Here is a 26,910-nt window from a genome sequence, read left to right on the forward strand (position 1 = left end):
CTCTTTTGGAATATGCATAGTATAGCCAGTGCAGTAACTTGCAGCGAATCTCAAAATCTACTTCCCTGAAGCCTGTGCTATACTGGAGCCTCTACTCAACACTCGCTCATAGACAGGCAGACGTACCATATGATGATCAACCGGCGTTCGCGCCATATGCTCAATGCTGGCGAAATGCTTCCTGTTCGCGCCGTTGACTGGCGCCGTTTGTTGACGTACCTGAACCCCTACCGGCGGCATATGGCAGGCGCGCTGCTGGCGCTGACGGGTGCAAGCGCCATCAATCTCGGCTTCCCGCTCGTCATTGTGCAACTCCTGGAAGCGGTGCTTCAGCAAGGCAATCAGACGCTGCTGACAAACCTGACGCTGGCGCTGATCGCTCTTTTCTTTATCCAGGCATTGCTGACATTTTTGCAGGGTTACATGCTCAACATCGTCGGCGAGCGGATTGTCCTCGATATGCGGGTGCAGCTGTATCGCCACTTGCACGCGCTATCGTTGAGTTTCTTCGCCAACCGGCGCGTTGGCGAACTTGTGTCGCGCATTTCCAGCGATGTGACGCAAGTGCGCGCCATCCTGACGAACAATGTCACCCAATTCCTGTCGAGCATTGTTGCGCTGATCGGCGCGATCATCATTGTGTTCCTGCTCAACCCGCGATTGGTGGGGTTCGTGTTGGCGCTGGCGATCAGCGTCGTCGCCGTTGCGGCAATCTTTGGACGCTGGCTGCAACGCTTCAGCACCCGCGTGCAGGACGAACTGGCAGACGCGACGGTGGCGGTCGAAGAGGGATTGCAGGGCGTGCGGGTCGTCAAGAGTTTCGTTCGCGAGTCCTATGAAATCGAACGGTACGAACGCGCGATGCAGCGTACGCTGAAGGCGGCGTTGCGCCTCGCGCTGCTGCGATCCGGGTTCGGCGGCCTGATGGCGTTTCTGGGGTTCAGCGGCATCGCGGCGATCCTCTGGTTCAGCGGCAGTGAGGTGCTGGCAGGACGAATGTCGTTTGCGACGATCAGCGGTTTTCTGATCTACGCCATCACCATTGGCGCCAGCCTGGCGCAACTCTCCGGTTTGTATGGGCAGTTCCGCGAAGCAGTCGGCGCAGTGCGGCGTGTCTTTGAAATTCTTGATACGCAACCAACGATCAAAGACGTGCCGGATGCATGTGATCTGCCGCCAGTGCGCGGCGAGATCACGTTCGATCACGTATCGTTCGAGTACGAAACCGGGCAAGGGGTGCTGCACGACATTACGCTGACGGTGCAGCCAGGCGAAATCGTGGCGCTGGTCGGACCGAGCGGCGCCGGCAAGAGCACGCTGTTCAACCTGATCCCACGTTTCTACGACCCGACATCCGGGCGTGTTCTGATCGACGGATACGACCTGCGGAGCGTCACGCAGCGCAGTCTGCGCGAGCAGATCGGACTGGTGCCGCAGGAAACGATGCTCTTCGGCGGCACGATCCGCGAGAATATCGTCTATGGAAAATTGGACGCCAACGAAGAAGACATCATCGCGGCAGCAAAGGCTGCGAATGCGCACGATTTCATTATGGCGATGCCACGCGGGTACGACACGCTGGTCGGCGAGCGCGGCATCAAACTGAGCGGCGGGCAGCGCCAGCGCATTGCGATTGCGCGCGTGATGCTGAAGAACCCGCGTATCCTGCTCCTCGACGAAGCCACGAGTTCGCTCGACAGCGAATCGGAGGCGCTGGTGCAAGAAGCGTTCGAGCGCCTGATGCGCGGGCGCACTTCGGTCATTATTGCGCATCGTCTCAGCACCGTGTCGATTGCCCACCGGATCATCGTGCTCAACCATGGGCGCATCGTTGAGCAGGGAACCCACGAGGAACTGCTGGCGCAGCAGGGATTGTATGCGCGTCTCTATGCCTTGCAATTCCGCGAAGGCGTAACGGTGGGGTAGGGATTCGTGCGCAACCGTTCACGGTCAGCATAGGCGATGCCGCCGGTCGCCCAAAGCAGGGGGGGGCAGGGGCAACCTCCGAAAGGAAGAAGCGCGGCGGAAAGGACCTCAGCAAACGCCAACGCACGGCGTTCCGCCGCCCCAGGGCGCTGCGCATAACGCCTGCCGCTCCCAGGAAGGGCGTGGACAGTTGCCTTCGTGCTAGTTCGTGTCCTTTGTGGACCGAGAAGGAGGTTCCAATGCAAACCAGCGGACCTGTCAGCCAGTTTTTACGGCATCATTTTCGCCATTTCAATGCCGCAGCGCTCGTGGATGCCGCCGAGGCGTACCGGGCGCATCTCGATAAAGGCGGGAAAATGATGATCACGCTTGCCGGCGCAATGAGCACGGCAGAACTCGGACTATCACTGGCGGAGATGATCCGACAGGACAAGGTGCATGCAATTTCGTGCACTGGCGCCAATCTGGAAGAAGACATCTTCAACCTGATTGCTCACGATTTCTACGAGCGACTGCCGAACTACCGCGATCTTACCCCTGCGCAGGAGCAGGCATTATTGGAACGCCACATGAACCGCGTGACCGATACCTGCATCCCGGAAGAAGAAGCCATCCGCCGGCTCGAAAGGGCGCTGATCGACGAATGGATGCGCGCCGATCGAACCGGTGAAGCCTGCTTTCCGCACCAGTTTCTCTATCGCATTCTGCGATCGGGGGCGCTGGAGCAGTACTATCAAATCGATCCGCGCGATTCGTGGGTGTATGCCGCAATGGAGCGCGATCTGCCGATCTATGTCCCCGGATGGGAGGACTCGACGACCGGCAACATCTATGCGGCACACTGTCTTGCCGGCGAGATCGGCAATGTGCATACGGTGCGCGGCGGAATTGAATATATGATGGACCTGGCGGACTGGTACACCAGGACTTCTGCCCGTCACTCAATCGGATTCTTTCAGATCGGCGGCGGGATCGCGGGCGATTTTCCGATCTGCGTCGTGCCGATGCTCCACCAGGATCTTCACCGTACCAATGTGCCGGTCTGGGGCTACTTTTGCCAGATCAGCGACTCGACAACCAGTTATGGATCGTATTCGGGCGCAGTGCCGAACGAAAAGATCACCTGGGGCAAACTCGCAGTGGATACGCCAAAATTCATTATCGAATCCGATGCGACGATCGTGGCGCCGTTGATCTTTGCGCTGGTGTTGGGTTGGTAAACCTGTCGGCATCCTGCTTCCAGATAGAGAGCGCACCCCTCCTCTTTACGAAAGAGAACGCATGTACCACAATACAGCACACATGTTCCAAACAAGGAGGGATAGCATGTTTCAGCGTCTCGACGAGTTGCACACCGGCAGCCTGTATATCCTGACCGGTCAGGCGGGAGCGGGCAAGTCGCATCTTGCCGCTGCTGCTCGCCGCACCGGAGCGTTATGAGTGCTCGATACTGAAGGCGCAGCACAGAACCTTGCCGGCAAACCCGGCATTCACCGGCGCATCCAGGTGCTGCAATCACTATCGTTGCGCGCGCTCACTGCCGCGATGGACGAGATTCGCACCCAGGGCAAACCCGGCGATACCGTTATTCTCGACTCGATCTCGAAGGTCTTTCAGGCGATGCGCGCCTATGCCCAACGGCGCGCCAGCGCCGAGACGGATCGGAAGACGGAGATCGCCTACCTCGGTCAACCGCAATATGCAGGCGGTGTACACCGGGCTGACTGAGCTGAAGCATGCCGGGTTCCACGTCATCATCATCGCGCATCTGGCGCGCAAATACCGCGCGCTCGACGGGCGGGCTGCACGATGAAGGGTTGCGTGTGCTGGCAGATGATCAGATCGCATATGAGGCAGACGCTATTCTGCTCGTCGAGTGCGACGGCGATAAACGATTCGTGACGCCGATCATTAAGCCGCCGCGCCCGGCGCATCTTCTATTGGGCAAACGCTATCCCGCGTCGCTGGCGGCGCTCTACCCCGAGCAGGCGCCTGAACGCGATGCAAAGCCGCGACGCAAAGCGGCAACCGTCGTAGCCACGCCAGAGGAAACGACGGCAGCAACGCCGCCTGCCGCACCCGAACCTGCCGCTGTGCCCGCACCCCCCACGCCGCCACGCACATGCCACCGAGGTGGAGCAACGGTTCTACGCCCGCTATGCTGGCGTCATCGGTGGCACGACGTGGTCCGATGTGCAGCGCTATCTGCAAAGCCGCGCCCTGCGCCCAACGACAGTCGAAGGCTGGATTGCCGTCGCCGAAGCAGTGCGCGAACGCGCCCGCGCCGAGGAGGTGTCGGTTCTGTCAGCATAATACCAATGACGATTGAAGATGCCGCATGCGGGTCATTCCGAGCCCTTCGCTTCGCTCAGGGTAAACGCAGCGCGGAATCTGAGCGGGTCGCGCCAGACCCCTCGCGCTGCTCGGGGTGACCATGCCGTATGGTCACAGGTCATTGGTATAACACCCATGGCGGCTGAACCGGTTGATCGGTGTTTGGGTCGGGTGTCGCGGGGCAAACATCTCAGCAAGGCGCCGAAGGTTTGCGTTTGGATCTTAAGAACGCCTCTGCACCGCAGGCGCGTGCGTATTCCAGCGCATATGAAGACAGATCATTCTCCTCACCGTTGAGATACGCGCGCACTGCGGGCAGCAATGCGGCAACAGCGTCCAGCAGATGCGGCTTAATCGTCACTCCTGGTCGTTGAGCCGCCAGAATAGCGCCATAGAGCACGGCGCGATCCGCCTCACGCGCCAGGTCTTCCGCCGTTACACCAATCCGGCACGCCGGTCGTGGCTCTTCGTCGGTCATGGTTCGTCTCCTCTTCATCTGAACGCCATACCGGGCTTTTCGTGAACTGAACGTCTGCGCTTTCCCTGCGTCTGGAGCAATAACCACAGAGACACAGAGGGCACAGCGTTGTTCCACACGTTCGTTGCGGGTTGGTTCCTGGTTTCTGGCAAAGCATTCAGCAGAGCGACCAGCAAGAATTGGTTCTCGGTTCTCGGTTCTCGGTTCTCAGTTCTCAGTTCATGGTATACTTCACTCAGCATACATACCATTGTTCGGGAGATGACCGTGCCATACGTACCGGTTCCAACAATTGTCGAGCGCACCCCACGCGGTGAACGCTCGTGGGATCTGTTCTCGCGCCTCTTGCAGGAACGTATCATTCTGCTTGGCACTCCTATCGACGACGAAGTCGCTTCGTTGATCGTTGCGCAACTCTTGTATCTGCAACATACCGACCCGGATCGCGACATCTGGTTTTACATCAACAGTCCTGGCGGCAGTGTGCGCGACGGTCTTGCCATTTATGATACGATGAAACTTATTTCGCCCGATGTCTGCACCGTTTGCATCGGGCGCGCCGGCAGTATGGCGACTATTCTGCTTGCTGGCGGCGCGCGTGGCAAACGCTACGCCCTTCCGAACGCCACGATCCATTTCCATCCGGCTGGCGGCGGCGCCGAAGGGTATGCGCCCGATATGGAGCGCATCGTCAGAGAATTGTTACGAATTCAGGAACTCGGAAATAGTCTGCTTGCCAGAGACACCGGCAGAACCGTCGAAGAAATCACCCGCGATTTCAGCCGTGACCGCTTCATGACCGCGCAAGAGGCGCGCGAATACGGCTTCATCGACGCCATCCTCGAGTCCAAGAAACTTCCGGCGTCAACGCCAGCGTAGCCTCAGGCGTTCAAACGCTCCGCCATCCACGCCGCCATGTGCTGGAGCGCCTCCGGGTGCATGATCAGGGTCAGGTGACTTGCGTCCGGCACGAGCAACATGGTGGCGCCGGGTGGCGCAGCGCGCCAGACCTCCTCCGCCTGCGCCGGTTTGACAATCGCATCACGCTCGCCATACACCAGGAGCAGCGGCGTCGTCAGGCGCGCCAGGCTGCCACACAGATCGCACGCGGCGATCAGATCCCAGGTGCTGATCGCCGCGCGAATGCTCGGCTTCCGCTGCGCGCGCACCAGGCGATAGACGGCGCTCCCCAGATGGACAATCGACGCCTCGCGGAGAAGATCGACCACATAGGGCTGAAAGAGCATGCGTGCCTCGTGCAACCGGTCGTGATGATCGAATCGCAAAACCGGCGGCGCTTCCAGGATTGCCAGCGCGTTAATGTCCAGACCGTCTGCCGCCGCGCGCACCGCCAGGCATCCTCCCAGGCTGATGCCGACGATGCCAACCCGTGGGTGGCGGGCGCGTAACCAGCGGACCGCCTCCGTCGCACACTCGAGCATCTGCGGGTAACGCTGCACCCGCGGGTTCTCGCCGTGGCCGTCGAGATCGACTAGCAACACAGCCATTCTCTGCCGCAATAACGCATTGGTCAGACGCCATGCGAAGTAGGTTTTATCGCACCCCGAGCCGTGCAACACTGCCACTGCCGTCTGCGCGCCTGCGCGCGGCACAACATACAATGCTGGCATAAACGCTTCCGGCATCGGAATATCGATGCGCGTAACCGTGCAGTCATCGTACAACCCCGGTTTCAGCGTCGCTCGTGAGTCCAGCGCGCGTCGCCGCACACCCGCAGCAACCGCCTGAACCATCAGTGCCGGAAGCGCCGCCAGCGCCAGTGCCGAGGCGCGTTGCCGCCACGTGACATGGCGTGGATGCAACGCTGGCGCCAGCAGCGCCAACAACGGACGCAGCGCCGGATGCCCCCAACTCAACCCACGCCACTCGCAAATGTCGGAAAGGAACTCGTACACAATTACCGCTAACAGCAGCGCGCGAAGAAAGAGCGGCATAGATATCCCCTCGATAACAACCGAACTTCATAGTATCATACCCGACACAATGCTACTGCACTGTCAAGGAGGAACCGATGGTCCTGCTGCAAGGCAAAAAGGGACTGGTGATGGGTGTCGCCAATGATCATTCCATCGCCTGGGGAATCGCAAAGGCGCTCCACGCACAGGGCGCCGATCTTGGTTTTACTTACGTCGGCGAAGCGCTCGAACGACGGGTGCGTCCACTTGCCGAAAGCCTCGGCGCACGCCTGATCGAACCGTGCGATGTGCAGCGCGACGACGACATCGACGCGCTTATGGCGCGCGTGCGCGAGGTCTACGGCGCGCTCGACATTATTATCCACGCTATTGCGTTCGCCAACCGCGACGAACTGAACGGACCCTACCTGAAAACGACACGTGAAGGGTTTCGTTTGGCGCTCGACGTAAGTGCGTATTCACTGACGGCAGTTGTCAAAGCCGCTCACGATCTGCTCGCCCCCGGCGCATCGATTGTGACGCTGACCTATCACGGGTCGCAGCAGGTAGCGCAGAACTACAATGTCATGGGTGTGGCTAAGGCGGCGCTGGAGGCAAGTGTGCGCTACCTGGCAAACGACCTGGGTCCGCGCGGCATTCGGGTGAATGCGATCAGCGCCGGTCCTATCCGAACCCTGGCAGCCAGCGGCATTGCCGGGTTCCGCACGCTGCACAAACAGTTCGCCGAAGTTGCGCCGCTACGGCGGAACGTCACGATTGAAGATGTTGGGAATGCCGCCGTCTGGCTGTGCAGCGACTGGTCATCGGCGGTGACCGGTGAAATCATCTATGTTGACGCGGGATTCCACACCATCTCGATCAGTTTGCCGGAGTGACCGCTTTCTCGGTTTGGTCCGCTGATTTTATAGGCATATGATCCCCAGAGACCGGCGCCTGATCGGGTTGGACGCCATCCGACGACACAGGCGCCGGCACATCAGGCGCAGGCGCCTGTTCGAGCGGCAAATCGGGCGAGTCGATCAGTTTGTAGTACAGGTAACGCAACAGCAGGCGCGCCACTGCGGTAACCGGGATTGCAACAAACAACCCGAACGGTCCGCCGAGCGCGCCGCCTGCCAGAATGGCAAAGATGACCAGCATGGGATGCAGGTGAACTGCGGGACCGACCACGTGCGGAATGATGAAATTATCCTCAAACATGCGCAGCACGAAGTAGGTCAATCCAATCGACCCCGCGATCAGCCACGCAGGCCACCCCCACGGCGCCGGCATCTGAAAGAGCGCCACAGTGATCGCAATGCCGGCCGCCGACCACGGACCAAGAAGCGGGAGCGTCTCCAGAATGCCGGTCACAATCCCCAACACCAGCGCATAACGCACCCCCAGCAGCGTCAGCGCAATCGTTGTCAGCGTCGCCATGATTGGAATCAGCATCAATGTTCCACGCACATACCCTGCCAGAATGTGATCAATGTGACTGCCAAGCGTGCGAATTTCGGCACGGTAGGGCGCAGGCACAAGCTCGTAGAGCCACTCAACGATGCGCGGCGCTTCCAGTAGCAGATAGAAGGTCACAATCAGATAGGTGACGAACAGCAGCAATGTCTCGAAGGCGACAGCGACCAGATGGGGCACATGCTCCGGAATGCGCCGTCCGAAATCGGCGAGCGCTTCACGCAGCGCCTCCGTGATCGGCGCGACCTCGACACTGATTCCTGCAACCATGATCCGATCACGCAGCAGCAACTCCTGCTGGATAAGGTTCAGCGTATGCGGTATCTGCGCCTGCAAACCGCTGTATTCACGTTCGATCACCGGTCCGAGCGTCCGCCAGAGACCATAGATGATGCCCCCGATCACGACATACAGCAGTCCGATCCAGATCGCCCGTCCAATACGGGCGCGACGGTGCAGCCAGGTGATGAGCGGATTGAACAGGTAGGCCGTAATTGCCGCCCCCACAAAGGGGATCAGCACATTCCCCAACCCGCGGATCAACCAAAAGAAGAGCGCCGCAATCAACGCGATTGTGATCAGTTTGACCGTCGGTGAAAAACGAATCGGGCGAGCTTCTGCGCTCATGTGGACCTCCAGGCGCAAACATGCGGAGACGCTCCGTTCCTGTATTGTACCGCATGGATGCCTGTGATGGAATGTAAAACACGGTTGAACGCGCCAGGCGGGCAGGTGTTGAACGTTGCGCGTTGAATGTTGAACGTTTGAAAGCGGGGATGTTGAACGGGAAGTGCGAAGGTCTGAAGGTTGTACGTTGAAGGGGAAAGTTGAACGTGGCACGTGGGAATACAGCAGCACAGAGAGACGGCAGCGGGTGCGAAGGTCTGAAGGTTGTACGTTGAAGGGGAAGGGCGAGAGGGTTCGCCTCACGCCTCACGCCTAACGCCTAACGCCTCACCCCTCACAGCTTCTGCGACGTCCGTCGCAACGGAATATCCGCCTTAAGGTGATCAACCGCCTCGCCACGCATGAGCGTCACCTCAATCGCGCCGGCATCAACCGAAGGCACATACCGCGCAATGACCGTCGAAAGCTCAGCTTTGAGTTGCTCCATCATATCGGGAGTCAACTTAACCCGATCATGGACCAGCACCGTCAACAAACGGTCGCGCGCTATATCGGAACTGCGCTGACGCTTGCCAAACAATGAATCCAGAAAACTCATAGCGTCCCTCGTTTGCGCTCGATAATCGAAAGAGCCTGCGACGCTTCCCGCTCCGAGCGCGGCGCGCTCTATCGCTCACTTCCCCTCGCTCGAATGCCAAATGCGCCAAAAATGCGATTCAAAAGACCAGGACTATCGTCGAACACCGTGATCGGCACATCCTCACCGGCAAGACGCCGCGCAATCTCGGCGAATGCCCGCCCCGCGCGCGAACTGCGATCCAGGACGGCGACCTCGCCGCGGTTGGTGCTCGTCACAATCTGCTCATCGTCGGGCACCACGCCGATCAGGTCAATCGCCAGGATTTGCAGGACATCATCAATGCTCATCATCTCGCCACGACTGACCATCCGCGGCTTCAGACGATTGATGATCAGGCGTGGATGCCCTTTTTCAAACGCTTCGACCAAACCAATGATCCGATCCGCATCACGCACCGCAGCGACTTCTGGTGTTGTGACAATCAGCACTTCATCGGCGCCGGCGATGGCATTACGGAACCCGGCTTCAATTCCGGCCGGACTGTCGATCAACACGTAGTCGAATTCCGCGCGCAACTGATTGGTCAGCGCAATCATATCATCGGCGGTCACCGCATCCTTATCGCGCGTTTGCGCTGCCGGGAGCAGACAGAGATCGGGAAAATGCTTATCCTTGATCAACGCCTGGCGCAGACGGCAGCGTCCTTCGACCACATCGACCAGGTCATAGACGATCCGGTTTTCCAGCCCCAGAACGACGTCCAGGTTGCGCAGACCAATGTCGGCGTCGACCACTGCCACTTTCAACCCCTGGAGCGCCAGCGCAGTGCCCAGGTTCGCGGTCGACGTCGTCTTCCCGACGCCGCCCTTGCCAGAAGTAATCGTAATGACCCGCGACATGTGTGCTCTCCCTGAAGGGTGAATCGCCCGACCCTCCACATTACAGGTCGCTACGATTCGCCCTTCGGTATCGTTCCCATGACTCCACAGCGATCTGATCACCGTCGATGTACGCCACTTCCGGATGCCCTGCGGCTGCGCCATCCGGCGCTCGCGCGATCAGATCGGCAATGCGCAATTGCATTGGACGCAACTCAATCGCGCCAATGATCACGGTACGATCGCCAAGCGCGCCGGCATGCACTATTCCGCGCACCCGTCCCCACACGATGACGCTTCCGCCGGCTACGACTTCTGCGCCGGCATTCACATCGCCGACGATGGTGACATGCCCGTGGTGGCGAACGATCTGCCCTGATCGCACGGTGCGCCAGATGAACAGCGCGCCGTCTGGCGACTCGGGGGCAGTGATACTGCGCGTCACCGGGCGCGCCACCACACCGGCAGCGCGCGCCGCCGATCGGCTCTCGCGCGATGTTGATGCCAGCGCCGATGCTTCGAGGTGATGCTCGTGCATCAGCGCCATCAATTCCGCAAGCTGTTCTTCTGTGAGCGGCCGATTGCCAATATCGATAATGACGCGCGCGCCATTGAAGAATTGCGCCCCCTGCCCCAACTGACTGCGCAATGCCTCGATCACATCGGACCAACCGGCTGACTCGTTGAGGTGCAACCGGAGACCGTCTTTCCCGCCTTTGATCGCAACCAGCGTTGTCATGCGCAGTATGAACGCACTAAGAGGCGACTCGAAACAGATGTTGCGGTCTATTCTCCACTATCATATCATTACTGTCAAGCATTTTTTGCAACTACTATGCCACATGGTTCGCTATGATGAGGAGTCGCGCGCTGAAACCCATGCGGAAAGCGCCGCAACCATGCGTTCGATCCCCTCGCGCAACTGCGAAGGGGCGACCAGACACGAGACAACGACGTGCGCTCCCTGCTCATAGCCATAGAAGTATCCCGGATGCACCAGCACACCATGCTTGAGCAGATAGAGAATCAGCGCCTCTTCATCGCCCCATCCGACGATTTCGGGAAACAGATAATACCCGCCATCCGGCGGATGCACGCGCACCACATCGCAACCGGACAAGAGCGCGATTGCCATGTCCAGCGATTGGCGGATGCGCTCGTGCATGGCGGCGGTGAATGCGCGACCATGCTCAAAGATAGCCGGCAGCATGGTCTGTGTCAGGGCATTGGCGCTGAGAAAGGTGTCGTTGAGCACTTCGAGACGTTCGCCAAACCGGTCGTGCGCCGCATCGTTCAGTGCGATCCAGCCGAGTTTCAGATCAGGCAGCGCAAACATCTTCGAGATGCCGTTCAGGTGGAAGACCGGCAATTCCGGGTAGAGCGCGCCAACCGGCGGCACGGTAGCGGCGCGATACGGGAATGCGGCGAACACCTCATCGCAAATAATAGGAAGATCAAGGGCGTGCAGCACCGGCGCGCGCGACGCAAGCACGGCGCCGGTCGGGTTATGCGGCGACACGACCAGCACGGCGCGGGTGCGCTCATCCGCCTGAAGACGAAGGCTCGTCGGATCGATGCGCCAGCCCCGCCGTTCATCCAGCGCATATGGGCGCAGTTCGATCTGATGCGCCATCGCCAGATACTCGAAGAGCGGGTACGTAATTGCCGGCGCCAGCACATTATCGCCCGGATCGGTCAGCAATGCAAACAGCAAACTGTATGCCTCGCTGGTGCTTGCCGTTATGACAATCTGATCGGCGTGCAGCGATAGCGCCGGCGCGCGTTCGGCGTAGTACTGCGCAATCGCCAAACGCGCCGCATACAGTCCGCGGGGGTCCGGATCGTACCGGCGGTTCGCCCAATACGCGGCAGACGCCTCACGCAGAACATCGTCTGGAAACAACAGCCCCTGATGCGTCGGATTGCTGCTCGTCAGATCGATGTACTCGCCGCTTGCCTGTCGAGCGCGCTCGATAGCGTTGGGCGAGAGATCCTCGCCATCCAGAAAACCCGGCATAGCCTTGCTCCCATTCATTGACGCCGCTTGTCGCCGGTGCTACAATGCGCCCGCGCCTGTGACACGCAGCGTATCGCCGTCTGGTGAGTATGGTAGATGAGTATTCTGACCGGCAAACACATTCTTCTTGGCGTCACCGGCAGCATCGCTGCCTACAAAGTCGCCGAACTCGCCCGTCATCTGACGCTCGATGGCGCCATCGTCGATGTTATCATGACCGCCGCAGCACAACGTTTCGTTGGCTCGGCAACATTTCAGGCGTTGACGGGACGCCCGGTGCTCGATGACATGTGGACGCTGCCCGAGGACGGCGTCGTCGGGCACGTGTCGCTCGGTCAGCACGCCGATCTGCTGGTCATCGCGCCCGCTACTGCCAACACGATTGCACGACTCGCCGCCGGGTTGTGTGACGATCTGCTCACCACCACGGCGCTGGCTGTAACCGCCCCTATCCTGATTGCTCCGGCAATGAATCCGCGCATGTACGAGCATCCGGCGACGCAGGCGAATATTGCGCTCCTGCGGCAACGCGGCGTGACGGTGATCGAACCGGAATATGGACGCATGGCGGAACCGGTGATCGGGCGCGGACGATTGCCAGAGCCATGGATCATCGAAGCAGAAATCCGCGCGCTCCTTGGGCGAACATCCGGTCCGCTACGCGGACGCCGCGTGGTCGTCACGGCTGGCGGCACGCACGAACCGATCGATCCGGTCCGGTTCATCGGCAATCGCGCATCGGGCAGAATGGGATATGCCATTGCTGCGGCGGCCCGTGACCGCGGCGCATCTGTCACGCTGATCAGTGGCCCGGCGAGGGTGCAACCGCCAGCCGCTGTCACGCTGGTGCGCGTCGAGACGGCGCTCGAAATGCAACGCGAGGTCGAATCTGCCATTGCTGATGCCGATCTGTTAATCATGAACGCTGCCGTCGCCGATTTTCGACCAGCCATCGTTGCCGGGCAAAAAATCAAGAAGGGCGACGATGAAGAGTTGACGATCCGCCTGGTGCGCAATCCTGATATTCTTGCCAGTATCGCGCATCGGCGCGATCTGGTCAAGATCGGATTCGCCGCCGAAACCCACGATCTTCTGACGTATGCGCGCGATAAACTCGAACGCAAGGGGCTTGATATGATTGTGGCGAATGAGGCAGTCGCCAGCATTGGTTCGGAAGATATTCAGTTGATCCTGATCGATGCCCAGGGAATCGAACGACTGCCGCTGCTGCCCAAAACTGAAGCGGCGGAACTCTTGCTCGACGCGATTGTTGAACGATGCGCAGCGCGGTGGAGCGATTCGAGACTTGACCTCGGCGCTGCACACGATTGACGTGCCCATGACCCAACCCGACGACCCTAAGAAGCCGGACGATGTCAATGGCTCGTCCGCGGACGCGACTGACGACGGGGCAACCGACGCGCCAGCAACCGCGCGCGGTATGGTGCAGGTGACCCGCACGTTGACGACGCCCGACCGGCGGGTGAGCGCGAACATTGCCAATGCTGCGCTACGGCAGCGTCTGATGACGCTGATCGACGCGCTCGGCGATCCCGGTCATCCGCTGCACGCACGCGCTGTCGATGACCTTACGGCGCTTGGTGAACCGGCGGTTCCGGCGTTGATCGAGGCGCTGCGCACCCATGAACCCTGGCTGCTGGCGTACCGCGCAACGGAGGCATTAGGGCAGATCGGCGACGGGCGCGCCGCCGGTCCGCTGGTGGAGGCGCTCCGCCATCCGAATAGTAATGTGCGCTGGGGCGCGATTCGCGCCCTGGCGACCGTGGGCGATGCGCGCGCACTGCTGGAACTGCGCCGCGTTGCGCGAACCGATCGCAGTAAAACCAGTTGGGGCGAGTCGGTTGGTGATACGGCGCGCGTTGTGCTGGAACAGATGCAGAGCCGCACCCTGCTGGCGCGTGTCGCCGAACTGGTCAAAACTGCCATCGCCTGTGTCTTGATGCTCGTTTCGTTAATCTTCGCCTGGAGCGTGCTGACCGAATTGCGCGACGAATTAAGTCAGGTGGGGCGAGTCGAACCGGCGCCGGTGATCATCGCGCCGCCAATGCGTACCACAGCGCCACAGGCGGCGCTAACGCCGCCAACGCCGGTGCAGACGCCAACGGCGCCGCCAGCGCCATCCCCACCGACGCCGGTCCCCGTCAATCCGTCAGAACGGACGGGAATCGTGGTGACTTCTGGCAATGTGCGCGCAACGCCAGCGCGCCTGCCCGACAATGTCATCGGCAGTGTGACAGCCGGAGATACGCTGGTGTTCCTGGGAGTGACCTCTGATGGCGCATGGTACCGCGTGCAACTCGGTTCGCCAACCGCTCCGTCTTCCCAGATTCGCAGCGTAGACGGCAGCGGGTGGATCAGTGCATCGCTGGTCACCGCTCCTGCGGATGTGCCGGTCGAAACGCCGCCGCTGCCAACGCCAACGCCATAATGGAGACCACGAAGAACCATGGCTGACGCTGTCCGTGCAACTGCTTTCGCCAAAACGCTGCGTGCTATCTTCCTCGGCATTGCGCTGCTCGCATTGAGTGTTGCGTGTGCCGGCTATCTCCTGCTGAGCGAAATACGACGCCCGGCAGGAACCGATGCTGCGCCGGTCGAGTTTATCGTTGAACCCGGCGATAGCGCCAGCGTTATTGCCACCCGTCTCGGCGCAGCGAATCTGGTGCGCCAACCGTTGCTCTTTACCATCCTGGTGCGCCTCCGGGGTCTCGACGGCGAATTGCAGGCCGGTCGCTACCTGCTGCGCGCCAATATGACGATGAGCGAAATTATTGCCGCGCTCCAGAACAGTCGTGTCGAGGAAGTGCAGGTGACCATCATCGAAGGGTCGCGACTCGAAGAAATCGCCGAGCAACTTGCCACAGCCGGACTGATCAATGTCACGGAACAGGCATTCTTGCGCACCGCGCGAAACGGGGCGGCGTTTCAACCGCAACACTTCTATCTCAATAGCCTGCCACCCGGCGCCAGCCTGGAAGGGTATCTGTTTCCCGATACCTATCGCTTCGCGGTGACGGCCACCGTTACCGAAGTGATCGAAATCATGCTCGACCGTTTCGATGAGCAGTATGCCACATTCGAGCGCGATGTCACGGCGCCGCGCGTGAGTGTGCACGAAATTGTGACGATGGCGTCAATCGTCCAGCGCGAAGCAGCGCGTGAGGACGAAATGCCCAAGATCGCTGCCGTCTTCTGGAATCGCCTCAAACCCGAAAACCTCGCCGAAACCGGCGGCGGCAAATTGGGCGCCGATCCGACCATCCAGTACATTCTGGGACAACGCGGCAACTGGTGGCCCCGACTCGACTCGTTGAGCAGTGATGAGATCAATGGGATCGCCAGCCCGTATAACACGCGCGTCAATCCGGGTTTGCCCCCCGGACCGATTGCCAGCCCCGGTCTTGCAGCGCTCCGCGCCGCTGCCCGTCCAGACGAGTCGGCGCCCTATCTCTACTTTGTTGCATCGTGCACAAACCCTGGCGCGCACAATTTTGCCGTCACCTTCGAGGAGTTTCAGCGCTTCGAGCGGGAGTATCTGACATGTCCATCGCGTTAACCGGCGTCATCGGCGATCCGGTGAGCCATAGCCTGTCGCCCTTTCTGCACCATGCCGCGTTCGAGCATCTGGGCATTGCGGCGCGCTACGAACGCTGGCAGACGAGCAGCGCAGCACTGCCGGCGCGTGTCGCTTCGTTGCGCGCGCCGCATGTCTTGGGCGCTAACGTAACACTGCCGCACAAGATTGCCGTGGTGCGGCTTCTTGATCGACTCGATCCTCTGGCAGCGCAGATCGGCGCGGTCAACACGATTGTGCGTCTCCCCGATGGACAACTCGAAGGGTGCAACACCGACGCGCCTGCCACCATTGCGACGCTCCGGGAGGATGCCGGTGTTGATCCGGCAGGCAGGCGCGTGGTGATCCTGGGAGCTAGCGGCGCTGCCCGTGCTGCGGCATTTGCGCTGATCGGCGCGCGAGCATCGATGCTGACCGTCATCAATCGCACTTTGGAGCGCGCTGAGGAATTGCTGGCGGATGTGCTCGCCAGCCGCGATGACGACCCGTATCTGCGCGCGCTGGCGCTCGATGACCCGGATGTTCCAGACGCGATTCGCGCAGCGGATGTGATTATCAATGCCACATCGCTCGGCTGGCATCGCGACGAAACCCCGCTGCCGGGCTATCTGATCCCGGCGACGGCGCTGGTGTTCGACATGGTGTATCAGCCGACACGCTTGCTGCGTGAGGCAGCGCAGGCTGGCGCATCGACGCTCGATGGGCGCGGCATGCTGGTGCGACAGGCGGCGTTGTCGTTCGAGCGCTGGACTGGTGCGCCTGCGCCGCTCGACGTGATGTTTGCCGCATTCGATCAGGCGCGCAGCATGGCTGCATAGGTGGCACTGATGTGGATATTGTGCTTGTCGCTCTGACCGGCTTGCTCCTTGGCGCATTGCTAAACCTGATCATCATTCGCCTGCCGCGTGAGCAGGGATTTGGCGGTTGGCCCCGGTGCACCCGTTGCGGTCAACCACTGGCATGGTGGCAGGTTCTGCCGCTCATCGGATGGCTGACGCAGGGTGGACGCGCCCGCTGTTGCGGTCAACGCCTCGATGCGCTCTATCCTCTAGTGGACCTCATCACTGCTGCAACGCTGGTCCTGCTCTACCTTCAGCATCACCTGAGCATCAGCATGGTCTACGGCAGTGTAGTGGCAGCCGTGCTCATTGTGACCGGCGCTATCGATTGGCAGCATCGCCTCATCTACACCCTTCCAACCCTCAGCGCCACGCTGGCGGCGACCGCCGTCGCGTTCGTCGTTCCATTTCACAGTGTGCTGAATGCATTGGCGGGTCTCTTGATAGCCGGTATCTTATTTGTCATTTTTTATGTACTGGCGCGCGCGCTATTTCCGGCGCATCGCGCGCCGTTCGGGCTTGGAGACGTGTACCTTGGGATGTTCATCGGCGCTGCGCTTGGATTAACCAACCTGCCCGGCGCTCTTCTCTACGGCATGCTCCTGGCCGGCGCCTTCTCGGCGATCCTCATGATCCTGCGGCGCTTCGGCAAACGCGATACGCCGCAGTACATTTCCTATGGCACATTCCTGTGTATTGGCGCCCTCATCTACCTGATCATCTGGGGGCTTGCCGGTCCGCGTCCCTTTTCATAAACAATTTGTCAAGTCCATGCGTCCGTTTTAGTGAACAAATCGTCATTCTACGCGGTTGTGTCGTATGATAAGATAAGTCCGACGTTATTCTGTGTGCAGAAAAAGACCTGTGCTATGCAACGGCTGACACTGCTGGCTGCCGTTTTCGGTATTGCCCTGTCTGCAATGCTTCTTCCTTCCGCGTCCCATGCGTATGAAACAGGGGAAGAACCTTTTACCATCGGTCTCTCTAGCGCTATGCCGCCACCGGGCTACACGAACCGCCGTCAGCCTCTCACCGTGATGCTCGCGCTCGGCGACACCAACGCATCACCATCTGCCGAAGGCATGCTCGCGCCTCAAACCGTCGGCGCCGACATCCCAACGCTCCGGCATCTTCTGGCGGCAGCGAACATTCCTGTTCTGTTCGAGGTGCATACTGCATATAACGGCATTGCCGTTGCAGTCACGCCGGATCAACTGAGCGCGCTCCGCAGTCTGCCAGGCGTGGCGAACATCCACATCATCACACCGAAGGAACGTTCGGCTGACCGCGCGCTCACATTTATCGGCGCGCCACAGTTCTGGAGCGCGACCGGTCAACTGATCGGCAATGGCGTGCGCATTGGCATTATCGACAGCGGCATCGACTACACACATGCCACATTTGGGGGACCCGGCACATCGACGGCGTTCCATTCCAACAATCCGACCATCATTGAACCCGGCACGTTTCCGACCGAAAAAGTTATCGCAGGGTACGATTTTGTCGGCGACGCGTATGATGCGTCAGGGCAATTTGGGTCGCCCCTTCCCTTTCCCGATCCCGATCCGCTCGACTGCGCCGGAGACGGCGCCGATGCTGCGCGGCGCATCAGCGGCGGTCATGGCACGCATGTGGCCGGGATTGCTGCCGGTTATGGCGTCGATGCCGCCGGTCGCACCTATCGCGGTATCTATTCGGCAAGCGTTCCATTCAACGATTTTCTCGTTTTGCCCGGCGTTGCCCCCGGCGCCACGCTCGTCGCCTTGAAAATCTTCGGTTGCCGTGGCACAACCACGTTTCTTACCCGCGCTATCGACTATGCGATTGATCCGAATGGCGATGGCAACACGGATGATCGCCTGGTCGATGTGTTGAATATTTCACTGGGTTCGCCGTTCGGCGGCGAGACCGACCCGGACGTTGTCGCGATCAATCGGGCAGTGGAAGCCGGAGTTGTGGTCGTGGTCGCTGCCGGCGATACCGGCAACACGTTTTACAGTGTCAATTCGCCCGCCTCCGCCGGTCGGGCCATCACCGTCGGCGCTTCGGTCGATACCGGGCGCGACCCGTCACTGCCGCCCGACAGTCTCGATCTGCTGACATCGCGCGGTCCACAGCGCGCCAGAATACTCAAACCCGACCTGGTTGCGCCAGGATTGGCAATCCGCTCTGCTGCCGCGGGATCGGGGATAGGCGCGCAGGCGCTCAGCGGAACATCGATAGCTGCACCGCACGTCGCAGGCACAGCAGCCCTTCTGCGCCAACTGCATCCGGCGTGGACGCCTGAGCAAATCAAGACGGCGCTGATGAATGCGGCGCGCCCCGCGCGCGATGCATCCGGCAACCTGTATCCGCCATCGCTCGCCGGCGCCGGCAGGCTCGATGTATCGACGTTGTTCGCCTATGATGTGCTGGCGTTCGATGCCGAGAGTCCTTCATCCGTTGCGTTGTCCTTTGGAGCGCCATGGATCAATCGGACACAACAGTTCCAGAAGACGCTGCGGATCACAAACAGCGGTAGTCATACACGCACCTTGCGTCTCGCTCCGGTGATCGCGGCTGCGGAGCAAGGGGTGCTGATCGAAACGCCGTCCGGTCCGTATGAGGCGCCACCGGGGCATACTCTGGAGGTGCCGGTTACCATTTCCGTCGATCCGGCTGCGCTCGACTTTACTCGCGACGAGACGACGCCGCAGCGACAGATCGGCGATCCACCGGTTTTCGAGCGGTACTATATGGCGGAGCATAGCGGCGTCATCGAGATTCGCAGTACGCTCGGCGCGCGCATCCGTTCAGCGCATGCCGGCGACTTCGATGGTGTCACGGTTTATGTCGATGACCAACCGCTCGAATCATCGATCAGTCCTGGACGGGTTGGCAGATACCGCGCGTTCAGTCCAGGGCGCAAACTGGTGCGGGCGTTTCAGCCAGGAGCGCCGCTCACATCTCCGCCGCTGGTCGCCGGGGAGTTCGATGTGGTTGATGGGCGCGATTATACGATTGTCGTATACGGCTCGTGGCGCAATCCGCGACTGGCGCTGGTCGACAACGTTCCCGATCCTTCTGTGTCGCGTGATGCGGTGATGCTGCACGTTTTCAACGGCAATCCGCTGCGCGACGGTTCAGCCGTTGATGTCTATCTCGACGGTGCGCTGCTGGTTGGCAATCTGCCGGTCGGCTCAGTCAGCGCGTTCAGCGTGACGAGTCCTGGCAACCACAAAGTGCGCTTCCTCCGCGCCGGCAGTTCGCCTGCCACGTCGTCATCGGCAGCCAGCAAAGAGTTCGTTGCCGGCTCTGGCGAAGTGATCCTGGTGATCGGCGGCGGCAATGCTTCCTGGAGTCTTCGTGGCTTCACCGGTCGCGGACGGTTGATCAACGAACAGACGACACGAGTCCCTTTTCAGATCGTTCCGAAATCCGCTTCGGATCTCGCGGCGACCCAATCTGAGGTGACGATTCCGACCGATGCCGCCACCTTTAGCATTCCGCTACGCAATGGTGGCGCGCGCAATCAAGCGGTATCGCCGCGCGGCGCGCAGACGCCATTGGTGAGCGCCTACGAACTCGCGCCTGAAGGTCGCAGTCCGCAGATCACCGGATTGGCGCCAAACCTGCGCCCTGCCGATATTCGCTACGTCGGTGTGACCGGCAGTTACCTGGCGCGCGGCTGGGAAGGCAACAATACGGTTATTTTCTTTGGGCTGGCGGGATATGGCGCCTGGGCAACGCCGAATGAGGTGCAGTATCGCGTCTACATCAGTACAACCGGTCCCGATGGATCAGGACCGCCGGATGACATCCCTGAATTTGTGCTGGTCAATACAAGTCTTGGCGCTATACTCCCGGTGAGTGGGACGAGTGGATTCACCCGCCCCAACGATGTGTTCCGCGCTATTCTGTATCAGATTCAGCCAGATGGCACGCTGACCGTATTGCGCCTGACTGACTGGAACTTTATCCCTCCGCCTTCGCTCGCACCATTCCTCGACAGCGCACCATTCGATACATCAGTGATGGCATTGGCGACAACCGCAGGATTCCTCGGTCTCTCCCCTGCGACACCGGTGTTCAAGTATTATGTCGAAACATATGCGCGTGACGCGGGCGAATTTACCGAGCGAATCGACCGCGTGCCCGCCAGCGGCGCTATTACCTACGATCTCCGCTCGCCGGCGGCCGCGCCGCTCAACACGCTTCCTGATGCGGGCGTCGTTCGCGCCGGATTGCCGACCCCCTTCTTCTTCGGCATCGACGGCGCGCAGATTACCGGCGTTGTCAATCAGGATGCGCTGGCGTCGCGCCGCACGCAGGATGTGCTGCTGCTCTATCACCACAATCCGGCGGACGCTCAGACTGAGGTGATCACCTTGCACAGCACCCGCCTGGCAAGCACTGCGCCGCCTGAACCATATCGGATCTTTTTGCCGATCGTCACAACGCCGTGATCTTCTGCACAAGCAGGAGGCATCTCCACCGGGCGCCCACCCGGCTCCAGGCGTCGGTCGCGGCGGAGTTGTCCTCCTGCCCTCTCTTCATCCTGGCGAAGAGAACGGGTGCTGTGCGTGGCAAAGCAGGGGTCTCAGTCATCAGGACGCCCAACGCAAAACACGTGTACGCCGCGACGCGCCTGCCCAGAGCAGACATATCGCATTCGGGCGCTGTGTCGAGTATCTTTTGCGATACGGTTTCTCCTCTCGTAGTCTCGCAGGCGGGGGCGCGAACGTTTGGCACGCTCTTCGGATGTCCTGCCGCACCCACTGGGGACGGCTGCGCGCGCGGCGCTGATCTCCTCGCTCCCGCGTGCGGGAGCGTGGCAGGGGGTGAGGAGATTGCTTCGACCGGCTGCGCCGGTCTCGCAATGACGGGAGTGCTTCGATTGGCTGCTACCAATGACGATTGAAGATGCCGCATGCTTGTCATTCCGAGCCCTTCGCTTCGCTCAGGGTAAACGCAGCGAGGAATCTGAATTGAAGATGCCGCATGCGTGTCATTCCGAGCGCAGCGCGGAATCTGCGCGGGTCGCGCACGCCCTCTCGCGCTGATCGGGATGACTATGCCGGATGGTCACAGGGAATTGGTAGCGCCGGTGGCGCAGTGAGGAGATTGCTTCGACCGGCTGCGCCGGTCTCGCAATGACAGGAGTGCTTCGACCGGCTGCGCCGGTCGCGCAATGACGGGAGTGCTTCGATTGGCTGCTACCCATGACGATTGACGATGCCGCATGCGTGTCATTCCGAGCGCAGCGAGGAATCTGAATTGACGATGCCGCATGCGTGTCATTCCGAGCGCAGCGAGGAATCTGAGTGGGTCGCGCACGACCTCTCGCGCTGCTCGGGATGACCATGCCGGATGTGCACAGGTAATTGGTAGCGCCGGTGGCGCAGTGAGGAGATTGCTTCGACCGGCTGCGCCGGTCTCGCAATGACGGGAGTGCTTCGATTGGCTGCTACCAATGACGATTGAAGATGCCGTATGCTTGTCATTCCGAGTGCAGCGACTTGTCATTCCGAGCGCAGCGCGGAATCTGCGCGGGTCGCGCACGCCCTCTCGCGCTGCTCGGGATGACCATGCCGGATGTGCACAGGGAATTGGTAGCGCCGGTGGCGCAGTGAGGAGATTGCTTCGACCGGCTGCGCCGGTCTCGCAATGACGGGAGTGCTTCGATTGGCTGCGCCGGTCTCGCAATGACAGGAGTGCTTCGATTGGCTGCGCCGGTCTCGCAATGACAGGAGTGCTTCGATTGGCTGCACCGGTCTCGCAATGACCACGAACACCGGCAGGGGGTGAGGGCACAACGACGCATCCCAACGCCATGTATGCCCGCTCTGCGCATGACAGGTCCCCCTGCGTTCGGTTCCCAATTTGGCGAGCAATGACCCTCCCCAACGGGAGCAAGCGCAGGAAAGGTGCGATGTTCGTCGTGACGAGGGGAAGACCTTAACCAATAACGGTCTCTAAGGCGGCAACACATCAACGCACAACGCCGTGCTCGAAGGGATCGTGCCGATCTCCGCGACATCCACTTCCCAGCGAGTATTGCACCGGGCATCGCTACCAGACGGCGGTTGACTCACAAAGACGCCGCTTATCTGGAGTTGCATGCTTTGTCCTGGCGACAGAACGACGCTCCCCGTCCATGTTGCGTCTATCGCAAATGATCCAATCGCACAGGAACCTCCCTGTGGGCTGCTGCAAGAACCAATGGTAAATCGGGGAGGATCCAGAGAATTACCCGTCTCAAATGTATCTTCAATCTGCGTAATAGTCACATTTGTCGTTCCCGTGTTGAGCACATTGATCGTCCACGTAACCGTTTGACCAACCTGAACAGGATTGCTAGAGACGCTCTTTGTCACCTGAACATTGGGGGCGGGCGTTGGCGTCTCGGTCGGCGTCGGCGTCGGCTGCGGCGTGAACGTCGGCGTTGGCGTCTCGGTCGGCTGCGGCGTGAACGTCGGCGTCGGCTGCGGCGTGAACGTCGGCGTCGGCTGCGGCGTGAACGTCGGCGTCGGCTGCGGCGTGAACGTCGGCGTCGGCTGCGGCGTGAACGTCGGCGTTGGCTGCGGCGTGAACGTCGGCGTCGGCGGAACCGGTGTCGGTGGAACCGGCGTCGGCGTTGGCTGCGGCGTGAACGTCGGCGTCGGCGGAACCGGCGTCGGTGGAACCGGCGTCGGCGTTGGCTGCGGCGTGAACGTCGGCGTCGGCGGAACCGGCGTCGGTGTCTCAGTCGGGATAACCGGCGTTAACGTAGCAGTTGGCGGCAGTGGCGTGGGTGACACCGGACGCGGCGTACTGGTCGGTTGCGGCGTACTGGTCGGTTGTTGCTCTCCTCGCGGCGTTTCGGTTGGCTGGATGACCGGCGAAGCAGTGGTTGTCGCAGTCGGCTGGTTCGCCGACGGTACAGTTGGCGTATTCGTAGCGGGTTCAAAGGTTGCAACAACCGGCGTACTGGTCGGCAAGGCGCCAACCGAACGCGGCGTCACCGTTGGCGGTTCCACAACGAGCACATCACCAGGAGTTGGCGTTGGTGCATCGAGCGCTGGCGGCACCACCGGCACCGGCGCAGTCGGAACACTCCCAACGATAATAGGAGTTGGCGTACCCCGCGCTGCGATACTGGTCGCCGTTGCGCGCTCGGCTGCCTCCGCAGCGGCGGCTTCGGGCGGAATCGCAGCAATATCGAGGGGGATCAGCCAAGGGCTATAGTCAGCACGGTCCTTCGAAAGGAGATTCAGCGCAGTTGCCATATTGCGAGGAACGAGCGTGCGCGTCACAACTTCTGCCACACAGCAGATCGACAGCAGCGCCAGGAGCAAAGCTGAGGCGATGATCCAGCGCAGTGGTTCAGGCTGTCGCCTGCGTTGCGCGTGGGCTGGAGATGGCGTCTGAGTACTCATGGGCGATAGGGAGTGCTATGCTAAATGTGCTGCCGCGCCCAACTTCGCTTTGCGCCCACACTTTGCCACCGTGGCGCTCAACCAGTTGTCGTGTAATCACCAGACCAAGACCGCTGCCGCGCTCAGGCGAATTATTGCCTTCCACACGGAAGAAACGGGTAAACAGGCGTGGCATCTGATCGGCAGGAATGCCGGGACCCGTGTCAGCAACATCGATCTGCACCATCCCATCATCGCGCCGATGCGCCGTGATCGCCACTTCGCCTTGCGGCGTATAGCGGCGGGCATTATCGATCACCTGCCCAAGGATAATCATCAGTTGTTCACGGTCTGCGCGTACCGGCGGCAGATCGTCTGGCGTATTCACCGTCAATGTCAGACCCTTACGCTCGAACGCCTTGCGCATCGGCGCAATCGTCTCATCGATGAGACGCCGCACATCCTGAGGGGCCAGATCGGTCTGAAGCGTATTGGCTTCAATGCTGGCGACCAGAATAACATTTTTGACAATATTGTTCATCAATTCAACCCGATTCCGCACTGCTTCGAGCAAATCATACTGATCGCCACTCAATTCCCCAACCAGTCCGCGAAGCAACAGATCGACATAGCCGTAGATCACGGTCAACGGTGAGCGCAATTCATGCGAAACGGTGGCAATGAAATCCGTTTTCGCGCGATCAACTGCCGCTTCCGCCGAAATATCATGCAAAACAACCACTTCACCAATTTGATAACCTTCTCCCGTGATCACCGGCGCGCTGCTCAGGCTCAATACGCGATCGCCAAAACGGAAATGCTCGCGATGTCCTGTACCATTTTCGCTGAACACTTCATGCCGGACATTGACACGCACGAGTGGAATTTCACTGAAGGAACGTCGAACGAACTGCCAGTCGTGCATATTCAGCATCTGCTCAGCAGCACGATTGACGATCACGATATACCGTTGGCGATCCAGCACAATCACCCCATCGGCAATCGACTCAAGAATCGCGCGCCGCCGCAGCGCTTCGCTCTGGACCCGATCAAAGAGCACCGCATTGTAGAGCACGCTGGTGGTCATATTAGCAATTGCGATCAGCGACGGCAATATACTACTGTCGAACGCATGGGGGTTGCGATGTGCCAGGATCAACAGGCCCGCCGGTTCTCCCTGCACCACCAGTGGTGACAGGATCAAGCTCTGATACCCGGCGACTTGCGTCAGACCAAACGACGCCAGACGCGGCTCTTCATCAGGAGACACCTGCACAACTCGTTGTATTGCAGCAAGTTCTTGCACCAGCGGGTCGCTCAACGGCACCCGAATATGCCGCAGGCTGCGAACAATTCCCGGCAATTCCTCATCAATATGATACCGTAGCGCTCCTTCCTCTGCGATCAACGCCAGGACATCAATATCGGGCAGCAAGGATCGCACTGAGCGTTCAGTCACCTTCAACACCGGCGTCACTTCAATCGCCTGATTGAGATCACGGCTGGTGCGGTACAGCCGCGCCAGGTGCTCAGTCATCTGATTGAACGCCAGCGCCAGACGACCGAACTCATCGGGCGACATCACCGTCGAGCGCGCCTCGAGATCGCCGCCGGTCACTGCCTCCGCCGTTGCTACCAGGTCCGACAGCGGACGTGTGATTCGTCGAGCAATCTGGTACCCCAGAATCACCGATCCGGCTGCCAGCACCATGGCAATGGCAACGACCACATTCCGGCTCAACGATAACTGCTGCACCTGAAAATCGCGTGACAGACCGACCGAGAAATACCCCACCTGTGCATTGGCAATGACCAGCGGACTATACGCCAGTTGATACCCGCGCTGGCGCAGTTCGACCGTAAAAATCGACTGCGCCTGACCGCTGAGCAGCGCCTGCAACACCTGCGGCGGCATGTCGAGCGCGCTCAACTCCGCGCGCGGCAGCAGCGTCGTGCTAATAGCCCGCCCCGACAGATCGTAAAATGTGGTCACTGCCGCCTGACTGCTGCGCTCAAGCGACTGGAGCAACCGATCACACTTAACCGCGATCAGCACGCCGCCGACCACTTGATTCTCTCTGCGCACCGGCGCCACCGTATAAAAATATGGTTGCACATCCGGCGCAAAATAGATCAGGTTCGAGAACTTGTCGTTTCCATCGATCGTCCCGCCGGAGATGATCAAGCGGACAAAATCCAGGCCCGAGAGATCGGTCGTTGTAATCCGCACCGGGGGATCGGCAGGATTCTCCGAAACGCGCAGCCAATCCACCAATGTCTTACCATCGCGGTCAAACGCGATCATGCGATCAAAATCGAGATTGACGCTGCCCACGCCGAACCGATAGTACGGATCGAGCGCGCGCATCACCTGATCGGCGTCTCCGCCGGCAAAGGCATCCGCCACCGCCGGAATATCGTTATTGGCAGGCGCAAACACCACCTGACGCAGAAATTCCAAATGATTGCGCTCACGCCGCACAAGCGCATCCGTCGAGTTGCGCGCCACCTGCGCCAGCTGATTCTGGAGGCGTTCTTCCCACGAAGCCGCCACCAGACCGACCGCAATCGCCGCACCCGTCATCATCACAACGAGGGTCAGCGCGAGGTAAGGAAAGATGATTTTGTATCGGATTTGTGAGCGGAAAACCGATACAACGCCGCGCATATCAACCCGGCCTTTATCCCATCAATGACTGATACAATGCCCAACTTGACGGGTTCATTATAGCCTTCTCATCCCAGTGTATCAAGCGCAAAAAAAACCGATCAGGATAAGAAAACCGTCAATGATGCAATGAACAGGTTGTCATTTCGCCGGAACCTTTTCCAAACGATCAACCGTACATATATCACGTCAAGAAATGT

At 60.2% G+C, this 26,910-nt stretch carries 21 protein-coding genes; 12 read left to right on the forward strand and 9 right to left on the reverse strand.

Annotation, left to right across the window (positions count from 1 at the left end; genetic code table 11):
- Positions 1-129 precede the first annotated feature (129 nt).
- The 4 genes from RCAS_RS17545 to RCAS_RS17560 all read left to right on the forward strand — a co-directional run bounded on the left by RCAS_RS17545 (position 130) and on the right by RCAS_RS17560 (position 4,239).
- Positions 130-1,926, forward strand: coding sequence for an ABC transporter ATP-binding protein (locus RCAS_RS17545; protein WP_012121872.1), 1,797 nt, complete (start codon positions 130-132; stop codon positions 1,924-1,926).
- 239 nt (positions 1,927-2,165) lie between these two features.
- Positions 2,166-3,146, forward strand: coding sequence for a deoxyhypusine synthase family protein (locus tag RCAS_RS17550; RefSeq protein ID WP_012121873.1), 981 nt, complete (start codon positions 2,166-2,168; stop codon positions 3,144-3,146).
- 220 nt (positions 3,147-3,366) lie between these two features.
- Complete coding sequence (locus RCAS_RS17555; RefSeq protein ID WP_012121875.1) at positions 3,367-3,654, forward strand: DEAD/DEAH box helicase family protein; 288 nt, start codon at positions 3,367-3,369, stop codon at positions 3,652-3,654.
- A gap of 405 nt (positions 3,655-4,059) precedes the next feature.
- Positions 4,060-4,239 carry a hypothetical protein gene (locus tag RCAS_RS17560; protein WP_012121876.1) on the forward strand — a complete coding sequence of 60 codons (180 nt, stop codon included), beginning with the start codon at positions 4,060-4,062 and terminating at the stop codon, positions 4,237-4,239.
- Positions 4,240-4,450: 211 nt separating this feature from the next.
- On the opposite strand, the gene RCAS_RS17565 is transcribed toward RCAS_RS17560, so the two are convergent.
- A complete protein-coding gene (locus tag RCAS_RS17565) occupies positions 4,451-4,738 on the reverse strand; it encodes a hypothetical protein (RefSeq protein ID WP_012121877.1) in 288 nt (95 codons plus the stop codon).
- 267 nt (positions 4,739-5,005) lie between these two features.
- Here RCAS_RS17565 and RCAS_RS17570 point away from each other — a divergent pair, with 267 nt between their 5' ends.
- Positions 5,006-5,617 (forward strand): ClpP family protease, encoded by a 612-nt coding sequence (locus RCAS_RS17570; RefSeq protein WP_012121878.1) that lies wholly within the window; start codon positions 5,006-5,008, stop codon positions 5,615-5,617.
- Between the two features lie 2 nt (positions 5,618-5,619).
- On the opposite strand, the gene RCAS_RS17575 is transcribed toward RCAS_RS17570, so the two are convergent.
- Positions 5,620-6,693: an alpha/beta hydrolase family protein gene (locus RCAS_RS17575; protein ID WP_012121879.1), complete on the reverse strand. Its 1,074-nt coding sequence runs from the start codon at positions 6,691-6,693 to the stop codon at positions 5,620-5,622.
- 77 nt (positions 6,694-6,770) lie between these two features.
- Here RCAS_RS17575 and RCAS_RS17580 point away from each other — a divergent pair, with 77 nt between their 5' ends.
- Positions 6,771-7,550 (forward strand): enoyl-ACP reductase FabI, encoded by a 780-nt coding sequence (locus RCAS_RS17580; RefSeq protein WP_012121880.1) that lies wholly within the window; start codon positions 6,771-6,773, stop codon positions 7,548-7,550.
- On the opposite strand, the gene RCAS_RS17585 is transcribed toward RCAS_RS17580, so the two are convergent.
- The 5 genes from RCAS_RS17585 to RCAS_RS17605 form a co-directional block, all read right to left on the reverse strand.
- The gene (locus tag RCAS_RS17585) at positions 7,534-8,757 is read right to left on the reverse strand and encodes an AI-2E family transporter (RefSeq protein ID WP_012121881.1); all 1,224 of its coding nucleotides are present in this window, start codon (positions 8,755-8,757) and stop codon (positions 7,534-7,536) included. The two genes, RCAS_RS17580 and RCAS_RS17585, sit on opposite strands and share 17 nt — an antisense overlap.
- A 334-nt stretch (positions 8,758-9,091) precedes the next feature.
- The gene (gene minE, locus RCAS_RS17590) at positions 9,092-9,355 is read right to left on the reverse strand and encodes a cell division topological specificity factor MinE (protein WP_012121882.1); all 264 of its coding nucleotides are present in this window, start codon (positions 9,353-9,355) and stop codon (positions 9,092-9,094) included.
- Between the two features lie 68 nt (positions 9,356-9,423).
- Positions 9,424-10,236, reverse strand: coding sequence for a septum site-determining protein MinD (gene minD / locus RCAS_RS17595; RefSeq protein ID WP_012121883.1), 813 nt, complete (start codon positions 10,234-10,236; stop codon positions 9,424-9,426).
- A gap of 40 nt (positions 10,237-10,276) precedes the next feature.
- Positions 10,277-10,954 carry a septum site-determining protein MinC gene (gene minC, locus RCAS_RS17600; RefSeq protein WP_012121884.1) on the reverse strand — a complete coding sequence of 226 codons (678 nt, stop codon included), beginning with the start codon at positions 10,952-10,954 and terminating at the stop codon, positions 10,277-10,279.
- Between the two features lie 111 nt (positions 10,955-11,065).
- Complete coding sequence (locus tag RCAS_RS17605; protein ID WP_012121885.1) at positions 11,066-12,232, reverse strand: pyridoxal phosphate-dependent aminotransferase; 1,167 nt, start codon at positions 12,230-12,232, stop codon at positions 11,066-11,068.
- 96 nt (positions 12,233-12,328) lie between these two features.
- On the opposite strand from RCAS_RS17605, the gene coaBC reads away from it, so the two are divergent.
- From coaBC to RCAS_RS17635, 6 genes are all read left to right on the forward strand, one after another.
- On the forward strand, positions 12,329-13,564 hold the full coding sequence (gene coaBC, locus RCAS_RS17610; RefSeq protein WP_012121886.1) for a bifunctional phosphopantothenoylcysteine decarboxylase/phosphopantothenate--cysteine ligase CoaBC: 1,236 nt from the start codon (positions 12,329-12,331) through the stop codon (positions 13,562-13,564).
- A gap of 7 nt (positions 13,565-13,571) precedes the next feature.
- The gene (locus tag RCAS_RS17615) at positions 13,572-14,681 is read left to right on the forward strand and encodes a HEAT repeat domain-containing protein (RefSeq protein ID WP_012121887.1); all 1,110 of its coding nucleotides are present in this window, start codon (positions 13,572-13,574) and stop codon (positions 14,679-14,681) included.
- An 18-nt stretch (positions 14,682-14,699) separates the two neighbouring features.
- Positions 14,700-15,809 (forward strand): endolytic transglycosylase MltG, encoded by a 1,110-nt coding sequence (gene mltG / locus RCAS_RS17620; protein ID WP_012121888.1) that lies wholly within the window; start codon positions 14,700-14,702, stop codon positions 15,807-15,809.
- Positions 15,794-16,645 carry a shikimate dehydrogenase gene (gene aroE, locus RCAS_RS17625; protein ID WP_012121889.1) on the forward strand — a complete coding sequence of 284 codons (852 nt, stop codon included), beginning with the start codon at positions 15,794-15,796 and terminating at the stop codon, positions 16,643-16,645. The genes mltG and aroE overlap by 16 nt, the downstream gene beginning before the upstream one ends.
- An 11-nt stretch (positions 16,646-16,656) precedes the next feature.
- Complete coding sequence (locus tag RCAS_RS17630; protein ID WP_012121890.1) at positions 16,657-17,421, forward strand: prepilin peptidase; 765 nt, start codon at positions 16,657-16,659, stop codon at positions 17,419-17,421.
- Positions 17,422-17,535: 114 nt separating this feature from the next.
- Positions 17,536-21,111: a S8 family serine peptidase gene (locus RCAS_RS17635; protein ID WP_012121891.1), complete on the forward strand. Its 3,576-nt coding sequence runs from the start codon at positions 17,536-17,538 to the stop codon at positions 21,109-21,111.
- 1,509 nt (positions 21,112-22,620) lie between these two features.
- On the opposite strand, the gene RCAS_RS23450 is transcribed toward RCAS_RS17635, so the two are convergent.
- Positions 22,621-24,063: a DUF11 domain-containing protein gene (locus tag RCAS_RS23450; protein WP_083760332.1), complete on the reverse strand. Its 1,443-nt coding sequence runs from the start codon at positions 24,061-24,063 to the stop codon at positions 22,621-22,623.
- Entirely contained in the window at positions 24,011-26,710 is a 2,700-nt protein-coding gene (locus RCAS_RS17650; RefSeq protein WP_012121893.1) for an ATP-binding protein, read from the reverse strand. The genes RCAS_RS23450 and RCAS_RS17650 overlap by 53 nt, the downstream gene beginning before the upstream one ends.
- Between the last annotated feature and the right edge of the window lie 200 nt (positions 26,711-26,910).

It is taken from the genome of Roseiflexus castenholzii DSM 13941, from assembly GCF_000017805.1.
In the GTDB taxonomy this organism is placed as follows: domain Bacteria; phylum Chloroflexota; class Chloroflexia; order Chloroflexales; family Roseiflexaceae; genus Roseiflexus; species Roseiflexus castenholzii.